This window comes from Brevibacterium sp. 50QC2O2, assembly GCF_024580675.1.
In the GTDB taxonomy this organism is placed as follows: Bacteria; Actinomycetota; Actinomycetes; order Actinomycetales; family Brevibacteriaceae; genus Brevibacterium; species Brevibacterium moorei.
Genome location: NZ_JANIJZ010000013.1, coordinates 69,125 through 82,504 on the forward strand (window position 1 = coordinate 69,125; position 13,380 = coordinate 82,504).

A 13,380-nucleotide genomic window follows, 5' to 3' on the forward strand; every position below is an offset into this window, starting at 1 on the left:
CTCCGGGCCGGAGCCGATCGGGTTCAGATCACGAGGTCGATGGGCACCGCCCGTGATTCGTCGACGAACCAGCCGTCGGCCCCGTGCAGCCGCGGCAGGCTGCGGCGTCCGTCGACAAACAGGTCCCCGGCTCCGCGCGGCCACAGCAGCAGAGTGGGGCCGAGACCCACGGCGGCCATGAAGTCCGAGCCGAACGGTGGCTGCCAGCCGTGGGCTGTGAGCATCACACGCGGCGAATCCCCGGTGGCGGTCCCCGCGGACCGGGCGGTCGGGCCCGCCTGACCGGCTAAACCAGCCGTTTCCACCGGCGGGCCCAGGGCGCGCAGCCGCTCTCCCAGTTCTGTTACGCGCCCGGGCGGGACCCGGACGTTCAAACACGGGCCCATTCGGTCGGGCCGCCAGACGATGGCCTCGCCCAAGGGCCCGGTGCCCAGCAGGAGGGCGCCGGGTCTGGCGTGCGCGCCCGGTTCGGGCGGGCTCTCCAATCCCAACAATGAGCGCAGTACGGCTGTCGGCGATGTGCCCGGCTGGGTGCCGTTCACGGTCATGACTGCAGCATTGGTCGTCGGATCGTGGACGCCGTCCGCGGGCCTGGCGATCTGTGCATCCCAGCCGGACTCTGGACCATCCGGGGTCAGGAGCACGCCGCGTCCCGGCTCGGACGGGTCCGCGAAGCGCTCGGGTTGCAGACCGTAGTACACGGCCTCGGCCGGCGCCGGGGTGGGGAAGATCAATCGGTGTGGAGCCGAGCTACCCGGGCCCGTCGACAGTGACCGCCGTCCGGCGACGATCCCCATGACCGACCCGGGTACGCCCACGGTCAACAGGTGTTCCAGGCGTTCGACGAGACCGCGGTTCGCCGGGGCCGCGAGGAGGTCCTCCCAATCGTCCAGGGCCAGGACCAGCGGCCCGATGGGGCGTGCTCCGGTCAGCAGTCCCACCAGGTATTCGAGAAGATCAGTGCGCGCCGGATCGATATGCACGGCGCAGGGGACGGCATCGGAACCGCGTGTGGAACCCCGTCCCGGCACGGGGTCGGCGACGATGATCGCCGGCGCCCGTAAGGAGGAGCAGGCCGCCTGGACGAAGGTGCGCAGCGCAGTGCTGCGCCCTCGCCCGTGGCCGCCGGTGATCAGCAGGTCCCCGCCGGCATAGCACCACGGTTCGGCCCCCGGCGAGCGTGGGTCCTCGACCGATCCCAGCTGTAGGGGATCGGTGGCAGGGAGTTCGGCGGGCAGCGGTGGGGGCACGATGCTGTGCGCACCGGCCCGGTCTGCGGAAGTCCTCGCCGCCGGGCCGGTGAGTTGTTCCCACAGGCCGTGTCCTTCTGTCCCCGGCAGGGGGATGCTCGTTTCCTCGCCCGAATGCAGGTCGCGTATGCGCAGCATCTCCGGCCCCGGAACCCGGGTGAAGTCCACATGGGCACTGTGGAATGATCGGACACCGGCTCCGGCGGCGATAACACCCAGGCCGGGACGGTCCGGATCCAGTTCGGCGGCAGCGGGACAGTCGACGACCTCCAGGGAATCCTGCGGATCGCGGACCCGCAGGGCGATGCGCAGGTTGATATTGGCCTTCATCCTGGCGGTCACCACACCGGCGGGACGCTGAGTGGCCAGCACACAGTGGATGCCGAGCGACCGGCCCAGGGCGGTCAGGGACTCCAATAGGGCCACACCTCCCGGGTCGTCGTCGATCAGCGCCTGAAACTCATCGATCATCAGCACCACGCGCGGCAGGTGACCCGGTCCGGAACCATCTGCCGTGTCCACCGCGGCATTGTGTGCGTCGATGTCGGACGCACCGCTGGCGGCGAGTACCGCCTCCCGGCGCGTGACCTCGGCCCTGACCGCGCGCAGTGCCCGCACCGCCAGACGTCCGGACAGATCGCTCGTGACCGAGTCGACGTGCGGCAGCGCGGCCAGGGGCGCGAAGGCCGCGCCGCCCTTGAAATCGACCAGGACCAGGCGCAGTTCCTCCGGGGACAGCGCGGCGGCCAAAGCCGTGGCCCAGGTCTGGAGGAATACCGATTTCCCGCTGCCAGTGGTGCCCGCCACCAGTGCGTGGGGGCCCTGGCCGAACAAGTCGAGGGCGATCGCGCCATCTTTCCCCACCCCGATCGGTACGGCAGCGGTCGGCACCGGGCCGGGTGGCCCGGACAGGACGTCGCCCAACTCGACCGGTTGTTCCCAGGCGGGAGTGCCGGTGGACCAGCGGGGCCAGGAGACGGCGAAGAGTTCGGGGCGGACCAGCCGTAGGTCCACCGGGCCGTCGATCACGATGCTCCAGTCGGCCGGCCCCGGGCGCTCGCCGGTCAGGAGTGACCGGTCCGTGGAACATTCCAACCTCCACAGCTCACCGCCCGCCGGTCCGGCGGTTTCCGTATGACCGGCCTGTCCGGTACCGCGCCACAGGTCGATCCCCGTGCTGCTGAGGAACAGGTGGATTCCCGCAACGGCCGCGCCCACGCAGGAGACTACCCGCCCCGTGCACGGGCACAGGATCGCGTCGACCCCGGCCAAGAAGTCCGGCATTCGCTCGCCGTGGACGTACAGGGCGGTCCGCTGTTCTGACCGGTGGCCGCCGGCTGCAGCCGGGGGTGGCGGAGTGGAGAGGACCCGATCGGCCAGGGACTGTAGAAGCAGTGAGCGGACCAGGGCCGTTACTGTGTCCGCGGGGCCCGTCACCCTGAGGCCATCGGCCAGGTCGATGCGTACGGGCACCTGTTCGAGCAGAGGATGCCAGCGTCCGTCCAGTCGGATGCCGGGGCGTCGGGGTGCCGGGGGCAGCAGCTCGGAGTGTCCGCGCAGGGGCTGCGGCAGGTCCTGCGGATCGGATTCGCCGATCGTCATCCCGTGGGCCGCGGCGACGGTGCCGTAGCCCAGTTCGACGTGTCCGGGCGGGGCGCGGCGGGTTGAGGAGAGCTCGTGCAGTTCGTGGCACAGCCGATCGATGTCGTGCTCGCGTTCGCGCACCCGCCTGCGGTATTCGGCTGCCGCCAGCAGACAGTCGGCGCGGTGCCTGCGTCGTTCGACACACCCGGTGAGCGCTGCCGTCAGCGGTCCCGAGAGGCTGAACAGGAGGAACCACCACATGCCCGTGGTCAGCGCCAGGACGACACCCAACAGGGCGGGTACCAGGTACAGCAGCCAGTGCGCACGGGTGGGCTCCGGGACCGGGCGCAGCACGGGCCAGTCCGCGAGGGCGGGTGGGGTGGGCGCCGAGCCACCACCGGCCGTCGAGCCCGCCCGCAGCAGGACGAGGGAGTGCCCGACGCGGATCCGGGACACACCGTGGTGGTTCGGCAGCTCCACCGGGGTTCCGGCCTCATCGGTCACGGAGAAACCGTGGGAGCTGGGCGAGACCGTCAGCGGCGCGCGGCTCAGGTGCGGGTCCGCCAGGGGCAGATCGGAGGGGCCGCGCGCGATCGTCCACGCACGTGCCGGCAGCGGCAGGATGTGGCCGGAATCGGGGCCGGTGACGACCTCGGCCCGCGGGCCGACAGCCGGCGGGGCGGGTGCGGAGCCCGGGTCCCAGAGGACCGTCGCCGCGGCCCTGCCCACCCAGCGGCCCCAGGTCTCGCCGGTGTCCGGCACGACGGTGCCCGAAGTGGTGTGCCCGGTCGCGGTGTGCCCCGCCCCGGGACGATCGTTGGCCTGTGAGGTTGGAGGTGGGCGGTGGCGGGCCGTCAGCACGTGGGCGAGCACTTCGGCGACGGGACGACCGGCGGGCGCGTCGACGCACAGGGCGCGCAGGGCGAAGGGAGAGCGGAGGAGGACGATCTGTTCCATGCGCGCACCGTAGACCGGGCCGCCGGCGCGGCGGAAGCCCGGAGAGACGGGCTGTGGACAACGTCCGCCCGTCCACAGGCGGATGATGCGCCGGTGGCCGGTGGACTCACACGGCGCAGCGGAAGCCCAGATGGGTGCTTGCGGAGTCCTCCGTCTGCGGTTGTCTGGCCGCCGGCCGGTACCTGTGGCAGTATTCGGGAGCGCACAGGTGGGATCCGCCCTTGACGGTGAAGGTGTGCCGGTCCGGGCCGAGTGCGGCCGGAGCCGTTGCACAGCAGCTCCCACCGGGGACGGCACCGGGCGAGGTGCCGGCCCGGTCGAAGGGACTGGCCGTCCATTCCCAGACATTGCCGATCATGTCGAGCAGGCCGAGGCCGTTGGGAGGATAGCTGCCCACCGGTGAGGTGGTCCGCCAGCGCCCGGTGTTGTGGTGGGGGAATTCGCCCTGCCAGGTGTTGGCCATGATGCGCCCGCCGGGGCGGGGCTCATCGCCCCAGGCGTAGACGGTAGCGGCCCCGGGTCCGCGCGCCGCGTACTCCCATTCGTCCTCACTCGGCAGCCGCCTGCCGGCCCAGGCGGCATAGGCCAGGGCGTCGGCGCGGCTGATGTGCACGACAGGGTGCGAGTCCTTGCCGACAAGGTCGTCGTCGGGACCGTGGGGATGGCGCCAGTCGGCTCCCTGGACCCAGGTCCACCAGCGTTGCCAATCGTCCAGTGGGACCGGCCCGGGGGTTGGGGTGAATACCAGCGAGCCCGGGGTCCGGCCCGGTCCCAGTGCCAGATCCGGGGGCAGGGGGAGTTCGGCCGTCGTCAGGTAGCCGGTGGCGGCGGTGAAGTCCGCGAACTGGGCGTTGGTCACCGGATGGGCCTCGAGGCGGAAGGCGGGGATGTGAACCCGTCTGACCGGTTTTTCCTCAGGATAGAAATCCTCGCTGCCGAGTTGTCCACAGCCGGCCGGTACGTCGATCAGCGCGGTCAGCTCAGACATGGCGGGCATCGTCGATGACCTGTTCGGCGTCGGAGAGCCAGCCGATCTGGTGCCAGTCGCCGTCGGGTCCGGGCCAGTCATTGACCCCGTCGGGTCCCGGTGTGGAACGGCCCCGACGGATCCGTTCGGCCAGTAGTTCGGTGAGTTCGGAGACGAGCAGTGGGTGCGCGGCGATGACGTTGTCGGTTTCCCCGGGATCGCTTACCAGGTTGTAGAGCTGGGCGGGCTCATAGGACGTGGTGGTGTGCGGGTCCTTGAGCACATCCATGCCGTCTCCGGTGGTGACGAACTCGAGCTTCCAATCACCGCGGCGGATGGCCAGGCCGCCACCGCCGGAACTGGAGATCAGGTCGGGGCGCACGGCCTCGTCGCCGCCCAACCACAGTGGGAGGTTCGATATCGAATCCTCGGCGGCGTCCTCGGGCACTGCCACGTCCAGGATCTGCGCGAAAGTGGCGAACAGGTCGCTGTGGGCGACGGTTCGGTCACTGGTCGTTCCCGGGGCCACTGTGCCGGGCCAGCGGATCACCGTCGGTTCGCGATGGCCGCCCTCCCAGATATCGGATTTGTGCCCGCGCCAGCCGTTCGAGGGATCGTGGCCCTGGGCGGCCAGGGTCTCGAAGCCCGCAACGCCCGATGGCCCGTTGTCCGAGGTGAAGACGATGATGGTGTTCCCTCCGGCACCGGCGGCATCGATCCGGTCGACCAGCTGGCCCACGTAGTCGTCGAGCTGGAGTACCCAGTCGCCATAGGGGCCTTTGCCACTGGCGCCCCTGTACTCGGCATCGGGGATGACGGGCCCGTGTACGAGATGGCTGGGTACGTAGAGGAACCACGGGGTATCCGGATCGGCCAGGAACCCGTCGAGCACGTCGAGCGCCCTGGCCTGGAAGTCGGAGGCGACACGGCCGATGTCGTAGCCGGGGACCATCGGACCCTTTTGGATCTGCTGCTGTTGGGAGTCCGTCACCCGGTCGAGGTTGAATTGGTCGCCTGCGAAGACGCTGGGTACGCCCTGGGGCATGCCGTTTTCGAGGTAGACGTAGGGTGGCTGGTCCAGGCTGGCCGCCGTGATGAAGGAGTAATCGAATCCCACTTGGTTCGGGCCGCGGCGCACGGGCTGCATGTAGTCGATGTCCAGGCCCTCGACATGCCACATATCGCGGGCTGCGAAGTCTCCGTTGCGGCCCATCCGGTTGGCGGGTTCCGGGTGTTCGTCCGCTGACAGGCCGAAGGCGTCGTAGTCGTTTCCGGAATCCTTGAGATGCCAGTCCAGCCCCAGATGCCACTTGCCGACCACGGCGGTGCGGTAGCCGTTGTCCTGCAGCAGCCGGGGCAGGGTCGGCCGGTCCGCCTCGACCAGGGCCATGGAGTCCCCTGGCAGGACCAGGCTTTTCAGCCGCGAGCGCCAGTTGTACCGGCCCGTCAGGGCGGCGTAGCGGCTGGGCGTGCACAGGGAACTCGTCGCGTGGGAATCGGTCATCCGCAGTCCCTGGGCGGCCAGGGCGTCGATGTGGCCGGTGTGCCAGCCGGCGTGGGGATTGAAGCAGGAGACGTCGCCCTGGCCCAGATCGTCGGCCAGGATGAACAGGATGTTGGGGGACTGTGATGGGGTGTCCGGCATGATGCTCACCTTTGTGTACTGGTATTTACTGCTGGTATTTTCCCGACACCTGTACACTATCGTGGGAGATCCGTATTCGGCATATGAACTTGAAAGATTAACATGCTGCACTTCCTCCAGGTGGCCGTCGGCTGGCTGACTCCCGTCTTCGTCGTCAGCAGCATGCTCAACGTCGGCCTGACCCAGCATCCCCTGAAGATCGTGGCCCATCTGCGCAATTGGCGCTTCCTGGTGCGGATGCTCATCGTCAGTTTCCTGGTGGTGCCGGCGCTGATGATCCTGGCCGCCGATGTCCTCCACGTCGAAGAGGTCTATCGGATCGGCCTGGTGCTCTTCGCCTGTGCGGCGGGGGCGCCCCTGTTGATCAAGCTGACGGTGCAGAGCCATAACACCGTGGCCCTGGGGGCGACGGTCCAGCTCGTTCTGATGGTGGCCACGATCGTGTTCCTGCCCTTCCTCCTGCCGTTGTTCCTCGGCGATGTCACGGTCGACAGCTGGGCGATGACGAAGTCCCTGGTGGAGCAGATGGTGTTGCCGATGGCCGTGGGCATGCTGTTGCTGTGCTTCGCCCGAAAGGTCACGGCGGTGGTGCAGCCATGGGTGGCGCGGATCAGCAGTATCGCGCTGTATGCGATGCTCGCGGCCTCGGTCATCGGGCACGCCCCGGCGATGGTCGATCCCGGTCTGTGGGTGGCCATCGTGGCCGGCGTGGTCGCCCTGTTGTTGTCGTTCTTCCTGGGCTATGGCAACGGCCAGGGCCGTCGGGAGCTCTCCGAGATCGGCGCCCTGGGCACCGCGCAGCGCAACACCGCGGCCGCGATGATCGTGGCCCAGGGGAATTTCGAGGACCCGCGGGTGTTCATCGTCGTCGCATTGCTCAACACCTTCATGATGTTCATCCTGATGGTCCACGCCGCGCTGTTCGCCAAGGACGTCGACATGGTGTTGTTCGAACCGCTGATGGCCGATGAGCCGACCGTCCCCACCGGCACTGGGGCGCCGGCCGGGCCTGCGAAGTAGCCCCGTACGGATCCGGTGTGGCGGTCTCAGCGCCGCAGCCCGCCGCGCGAGCTCGCCGAGACTTCCAGTGTGATGCCGCGTGGAGTCAGTGGTGCGATGAGCACCGGACGGTAGTGCGCCTTGATGCGCACCTCGATAGAGGCGCCATGGGCGCTGCCGCGCACGGTGGTTGCGCTCAACCGCGGATCGGCGGCGGTGCGGGTCACGAAGCGCTTGGCGGCGGCTTCGACGCCGGCGTCCGTGAAATCGATCGAAGGAGCGTCACCCGTCCCCGGTTCGAAGGATTCGGCGGCGGCCAGTACGGCGGAGTCGGCGATGGCGTGCAGCCGGGCGCGGGCCAGATAGATATCGGTGATCTGTACGGCGAGCACGATGAACAGCAGGCCGATCGTGGTGAACCCGATGATGAGCGGCAGTGTCGAGCCGCGGTCGTCTACGGGCTTCATCGGAACCCACTCGGGGAGTCGGCACCGCTGCGCGCTATCTGGTCGGTGTGCGAGGCGCGCACCGTGACGGTGCCGGGGCCCTCGCGTCCGAAGATCAGCGCGACTCCTGGCAGAGGCACTCTGAGCGCCACCCGGGCGGTGACCAGGGTACCGGCGGCCCGGCAGTCTGTTTCGCAGTCGGTGGACAGGTCCAGGCCGGCGTGCGTGACGCCGAAGTCGGCGAAGTGCATGCGCGCGAGTTCGTGCGCCGTGGCCGAGGCCACCTCCGGAGTACGGGCGGCGGCCCTGGCGGCGTCCACCGCGGTCGCCTGGGCCGCCATGGACGCCGCCTGGATCTGTGCGAAGGCCACCAACAGGTAGATCAGCGGGATCAGCAGGACCACCGAGCCGAAAATGAACTCCACGGGTGCGCTGCCGCGATCTCTCATCGTCGGCCCTCCTGTGGATCCTCGGCCAGGGACCGGGCCGAAATCTCCCAGAGCCGTGGTCCGACCGGACCGATCAGGGGCACCGGCACCCGGACCGTCACGGTGACGATCCGCCCCGGGCCCGGCGCGTCGACGGTGATGTCGCGGGCATAGGCCTCGCCCAGGGACACCGAAAGCAGTTCACGGGCCGTATCGCGTCCCGCCGCGCCGCCCTGGTCGGCCAGGCCTGCCGTGCGCGCGCCGCTCAATGCGGAATCGATCACGGTATTGCGCACGTGCACCGCGAAGCCGATCTGCAGGACGGCGGCGAAGATCAGCGACAGCAGGCCGGCCACCAGGGCGAACTCGGCGACGGCCGAACCCCGGTCCTCGCGCAGCCTCATCGTGGCCTCACCCCGCCCGCCGGACCTTGTCCATGCTGTCGTTGAAGAACTCGGTGAAGGCCTGGCCCGCGAGTGCCCATAATCCGACTACCAATGCCGCAGTCATCACCGTTATCAGCACCCAGCCCGGGACATCGCCCCGGTCGGAGGCCAGTGCCCTGCGCACCCCTGGACGGGCGGAATCCGCGGAAGAACCGGCGGACAAGCGGGAGGACAGAGAGTGCAGGAGGGCCGCTAGACGCAGCCAGAGCAGGGTGAGGTGGGACATGGGGTCTCCTTCGGGACTTCGATGGTGCGCGGGTGGAATGGGTGGGAAGACGGGGGTGGCCGGACTCAACCTCCCAGATTCAGTACGGCCAGGGACGGGTAGACGGCGAAGACGACGGTCACCGGCAGGACGAACATGACGACGGGAACCAGCATGCCGACCTCCTTCTTGCCGGAGAGCTCCATCAGCGACCTGCGGCCCTCCTCACGGACGTCGGCCGCCTGGGCGCGCAGGACCTCGGCCAGGGGAGTGCCGCGGGCGATCGCGATGGCGATGCCGTCGACGAACTGCACCAGACTGGGAATCCCCGTGCGGCGGGCCATCGTGTCCAGTGCCTCGACCAGGCCGGTGCCGGTGCGGGCGGCGGCGAGCGCACCAGCGAGTTCGCCGGAGAGCTCCCCTGAGGCGGTGCGGCATACGCGCTGCAGGGCGTCGACGGTGCCCTCACCGGCCATAATCGACAGGGACAGCAGCTCCGCGATTGTGGGGAACTCCGCAAGGATCCGCTCCTCACGGCGCTTGACGCGCTGGGTCAGCCACCAGTCGTTGCCCAGATGGCCCGCGGCCCCGCCGAGCACGATGAGGGCCAGGGCGAGCAGCGGATGGAAGCCGCGGCTGAAGGAGACGAGGCCGGCGAGCACGGCACCTGCGAGCAGACCCGCGACGATGCACAGGATCTGGCGGGCGCGGAAGCCCTCCACCGTGGCCCCCGGCCCCAGTCGGGCCAGGCGGGTCTGGATCGAGGTATCGGTGGTCAGGCGGCGCGCCGCCCACCGCGCCGAATCGGTGATCAGGCCGCGCAGGAGGCCGCCCATACCGCCGGCCGTGGGCGCTGCCGGGGCGTAGACGTGCGGGCCCAGGGCGGTGTTCGAGCGCAGATAGGGGGCAATCCGGTCGGCCAGGGTCGGTCTGCGGAACAGCGGCAACGCGCAGACCAGGAAAGTCAGGGAGGATCCCAGCGCCAGGCCTGTGCCGATCACCACCGCAGGATGGGTCCAGGTCAGCATGATGGCCTCCTCATCGCAGCACCCGGGGTTCCTCCGGCAGCCTGCCGATTCGCTTCATCGCCGAGTAGGCCGCCAGCGAGACGACCAGCCCGCCGCCCAGTAGCAGGGATCCCTGCACGCTGTCGTAGGCGGTAGTCGTCTCCGTGCGCGTGGCGAGCAGGGCCAGGACGATCCAGGGCGCGGCGACTGCCAGCCGGGCGCCGTTGACGGTCCAGGACTGGCGGGCGATCAGTTCCGCCCTGGTGCGCGCGTCCTCGCGCAGAAAGCTCCCCAGGGTTTTCAGCATCGTGCCAAGATCTGTGCCGCCGACCTCCCGGGTGATGCGCAGGGCTGCGACGATCCGGTCGGCCACAGGGTCGGCGGCGGCTGCCTTGAATGCGTCGAGGGCGGCGCCGAACGATCCCGTCGCCCGGTATTCGGATGCGAAGACGGCGAACAGGCCCCGCAGCTGGTCCGGTCCGCGTTCGGCCAGGCCGCACACGGCCTCGGGCAGGGACAGGCCCGCCCTGATCCCGGAGTTCAGGTGGTCGATCGCCTCCGGCCACAACCCGCGGCGCTGAACCTGGGTGCGGCGGGCCCGTGCCCGAACGAAGAAGTAGGGGCCGGTGGTTGCGAACAATGCGAAACAGGCGCTGATGCTCACGACCGAGGTGAACAGCAGTCCCACGGCACCCACCAGGAGGCCGGATAGGGCACACAGGCCCAGCAACTGGGCGACCGAGGTGCGCGGAAGGCCCGCGGCGGTGAGCATATCGCGGGTCTCCGTGGTGAAGCGTGTGGGAGTGCGCAGTGGGCGTTCGATCCGCCACATGGACCACCAGATCAGGAAGAGGCCGATGCCCAGTCCCAGACCCGCCAGAACGGCCTGTGTCGATGAGCTCATGCCGCCTGCTCCAGAATGTCGTGCAGGTCGAAACCCGAGCCGGCGAACCGGTCGCCCAGATGTGAGAAGCCGGAACCGCGCAGCAGCCGGCCGGCCCGGTCACGGGTGAACAGGGTCTCCAACTCGACGACATCGCCTTCGACCCCGCCGGGTACCGCAGCGATCTCCTCGACAGTCCGGTGGCCCTGCGCGTTCATCCGCAGGTGCACGATGATGTCCACGCAGCCGGCGACTGTGGGCACGACGAACCCCGCGTCGACGTTCGACGAGGCCAACAGCGGCAGCGTGCACAGTTTCGTCACGGCGGAGCGGGCGGAGTTGGCGTGGATGCTCGACATGGCCGGCAGGCCGGAATTCATACCGATCAGCATGTCGAAGGCCTCGGCTTCGCGGACCTCGCCCACGATGATCCGTGAGGGCCGCATGCGCAGGGCCTCCTTGACCAGGGTGCGCAGGGTGACCTCGCCGGTGCCCTCCAAAGACGGCTGGCGGCACTGCAGGGCCACCCAGTCGCGGGCCCGCACAGATAATTCAAACACTTCCTCACAGGTGATGACTCTCTCGCGACTGGGGATCGAGCCGGTCAAAGCGGCCAACATTGTGGTCTTGCCGGCCTGGGTCGCGCCGCTGATCATGATATTCGCCCCGCAGGTCACCGCCGCGTGTAGGAAGTGCGCCGCAGCAGGGGTCAGGGAGCCTGCGGCCACCAGGGCGTCGAGGCCGTGCGGGCGGGTGACGAATTTACGGATGTTCACGGCCGGGTACCTGCGGGTGATATCGGGCAGGACCACGTGGAGGCGGGAGCCATCGGGCAGACTGGCGTCGACGAAGGGGCTGCTCAGGTCGACCCGGCGTCCGGTGGTGCGCAGCATCCGCTCGATCAGATCATCGACCTGGGCCTCCGTGAAGACCGTCGTGGTCAATTCGCTGACCCCGGACCGGCTGACGTAGACCGCGTGTGGGCCATTGAGCCAGATCTCTTCGACTTCGGGATCGTCCAGATACTTCTGCAAGGGGCCGAAACCCACGACATCGTCGGCGATCAGACGCCCCAGCTCGTCTTTGTCGGCGACGATTGGCAGGCTCCCGGAGAGGGTACGCTCATCGTAGTCGGCAATGGTCTCGGCGATGAGTTCACGGGTCAGCCCGGAGTCCAGCCGCGGGTCGATGCCGCGCTCGCGGATACGATTGCGCACCTCGCCGGAGATGATATCGATGGGCTCCAAGGGGACCTCGCTACGCTGATGAGTGTTGTGAGTCACGTCTATCTGTTACTGACCTTATAGAGCGTTTCGGACTGTTTGCAAGAGTTTCTTGTGAAATATTTCCGACTTCGCGTGGGACTTGCTCATGGTGGGGTGTGGCGAGTTCCAGGGGGTGCCTGTCGTGTCGACCGGGCGTCCATTAGGATTGAGGCATTATGGCCATGGACTTTGCGGCTGAAATCGCCGCCCTGCAACAGACGTTCTCCTCGATTCGCGAGGTCTCCGATGTCGACCTGCTGCGCAGCGAGGTCGCCGAGCTCACGGAACAGGCTGCTGCTCCGGACCTGTGGGATCACCCGGATGAGGCCCAGGCCGTCACTTCGAAGCTCTCGCACCGTCAGTCGACCCTGGAGCGGTTGGAGAAGTTCGACTCCCGGATCGAGGACGTCGAACTCCTCGTCGAGATGGGCGAGGAGGAGAACGATCCGGACGCTCTGGCCGAGGCGGAGGCCGAGATCGACAAGCTCCGCGAGGACTTGGGGCAGTTGGAGATCTCCACGTTGCTCAACGGCGAATACGATGAGCGCGCAGCCGTGATGACCGTGCGCTCGGGCGCCGGTGGTGACGATGCGACGGACTGGGCGCAGATGCTCACGCGGATGTACATCCGCTGGGCGGAGCAGCACGACATCGGCGTGCAGGAACTTGATACCTCCTATGCCGAGGGTGCGGGGATCAAGAGCGCCACCGTGCAGTTCAACGCCCCGTACGCCTACGGCAAGCTCAGTGTGGAGGCCGGTACACACCGGCTGGTGCGCATCAGCCCGTTCGACAACCAGGGCCGGCGCCAGACCTCGTTCGCAGCCGTCGAGGTCGTGCCCCTGATCGAGACGACCGACCACGTCGACATCGACGAGAACGACTTGCGCATTGACGTCTTCCGGTCCTCGGGCCCCGGCGGCCAGTCGGTCAACACGACCGACTCCGCTGTGCGCATCACGCACATCCCGACCGGCACCGTGGTCTCGATGCAGAACGAGAAATCACAGATTCAGAACCGCGCCGCCGCCATGCGCGTCCTGCAGTCCCGCCTGCTGCTGCTCAAGCGGGAGGAAGAAGAGCGGGAGAAGAAGAGCCTGGCCGGCGACATCAAGGCCAGCTGGGGCGACCAGATGCGCTCGTACGTCACGCACCCCTACCAGATGGTCAAGGACCTGCGGACGGGATACGAGGTCAACAACCCGCAGGGTGTGTTCGACGGTGACATCGACGGGTTCATCGAGGCCGGCATCCGGTGGCGCAAGGAACAGGAAAAGGAAGCAGCCCAAGAGGCTTGA

At 68.5% G+C, this 13,380-nt stretch carries 12 protein-coding genes; 2 read left to right on the top strand and 10 right to left on the bottom strand.

Annotated elements, in window-relative coordinates:
- Nucleotides 1-23: 23 nt before the first annotated feature.
- From NQ038_RS11385 to NQ038_RS11395, 3 genes are all read right to left on the bottom strand, one after another.
- The gene (locus NQ038_RS11385) at nucleotides 24-3,791 is read right to left on the bottom strand and encodes an FtsK/SpoIIIE domain-containing protein (RefSeq protein WP_257062611.1); all 3,768 of its coding nucleotides are present in this window, start codon (nucleotides 3,789-3,791) and stop codon (nucleotides 24-26) included.
- A 106-nt stretch (nucleotides 3,792-3,897) separates the two neighbouring features.
- The gene (locus NQ038_RS11390) at nucleotides 3,898-4,779 is read right to left on the bottom strand and encodes a formylglycine-generating enzyme family protein (protein WP_257047028.1); all 882 of its coding nucleotides are present in this window, start codon (nucleotides 4,777-4,779) and stop codon (nucleotides 3,898-3,900) included.
- Nucleotides 4,772-6,403, bottom strand: coding sequence for an arylsulfatase (locus NQ038_RS11395; protein ID WP_257047029.1), 1,632 nt, complete (start codon nucleotides 6,401-6,403; stop codon nucleotides 4,772-4,774). The genes NQ038_RS11390 and NQ038_RS11395 overlap by 8 nt, the downstream gene beginning before the upstream one ends.
- Nucleotides 6,404-6,505: 102 nt before the next feature.
- On the opposite strand from NQ038_RS11395, the gene NQ038_RS11400 reads away from it, so the two are divergent.
- Nucleotides 6,506-7,423, top strand: coding sequence for a bile acid:sodium symporter family protein (locus tag NQ038_RS11400; protein ID WP_257047030.1), 918 nt, complete (start codon nucleotides 6,506-6,508; stop codon nucleotides 7,421-7,423).
- A gap of 26 nt (nucleotides 7,424-7,449) precedes the next feature.
- Here NQ038_RS11400 and NQ038_RS11405 read toward each other — a convergent pair whose 3' ends face one another.
- From NQ038_RS11405 to NQ038_RS11435, 7 genes are all read right to left on the bottom strand, one after another.
- Complete coding sequence (locus tag NQ038_RS11405) at nucleotides 7,450-7,869, bottom strand: Tad domain-containing protein (protein WP_257047031.1); 420 nt, start codon at nucleotides 7,867-7,869, stop codon at nucleotides 7,450-7,452.
- Nucleotides 7,866-8,297 carry a hypothetical protein gene (locus NQ038_RS11410; protein WP_257047032.1) on the bottom strand — a complete coding sequence of 144 codons (432 nt, stop codon included), beginning with the start codon at nucleotides 8,295-8,297 and terminating at the stop codon, nucleotides 7,866-7,868. Before NQ038_RS11410 ends, NQ038_RS11405 begins: the two co-directional genes overlap by 4 nt.
- Nucleotides 8,294-8,680 (bottom strand): TadE/TadG family type IV pilus assembly protein, encoded by a 387-nt coding sequence (locus tag NQ038_RS11415; RefSeq protein ID WP_257047033.1) that lies wholly within the window; start codon nucleotides 8,678-8,680, stop codon nucleotides 8,294-8,296. The genes NQ038_RS11410 and NQ038_RS11415 overlap by 4 nt, the downstream gene beginning before the upstream one ends.
- A gap of 7 nt (nucleotides 8,681-8,687) precedes the next feature.
- Nucleotides 8,688-8,948, bottom strand: coding sequence for a hypothetical protein (locus tag NQ038_RS11420; RefSeq protein WP_257062612.1), 261 nt, complete (start codon nucleotides 8,946-8,948; stop codon nucleotides 8,688-8,690).
- Nucleotides 8,949-9,013: 65 nt separating this feature from the next.
- Nucleotides 9,014-9,955, bottom strand: a complete 942-nt coding sequence (locus NQ038_RS11425) for a type II secretion system F family protein (RefSeq protein WP_257047098.1) — start codon at nucleotides 9,953-9,955, stop codon at nucleotides 9,014-9,016.
- A gap of 10 nt (nucleotides 9,956-9,965) precedes the next feature.
- The gene (locus tag NQ038_RS11430) at nucleotides 9,966-10,838 is read right to left on the bottom strand and encodes a type II secretion system F family protein (protein ID WP_257047099.1); all 873 of its coding nucleotides are present in this window, start codon (nucleotides 10,836-10,838) and stop codon (nucleotides 9,966-9,968) included.
- Nucleotides 10,835-12,064, bottom strand: a complete 1,230-nt coding sequence (locus tag NQ038_RS11435; RefSeq protein ID WP_257057295.1) for a CpaF family protein — start codon at nucleotides 12,062-12,064, stop codon at nucleotides 10,835-10,837. The genes NQ038_RS11430 and NQ038_RS11435 overlap by 4 nt, the downstream gene beginning before the upstream one ends.
- Before the next feature lie 194 nt (nucleotides 12,065-12,258).
- On the opposite strand from NQ038_RS11435, the gene prfB reads away from it, so the two are divergent.
- A complete protein-coding gene (gene prfB / locus NQ038_RS11440; RefSeq protein ID WP_257047100.1) occupies nucleotides 12,259-13,380 on the top strand; it encodes a peptide chain release factor 2 in 1,122 nt (373 codons plus the stop codon).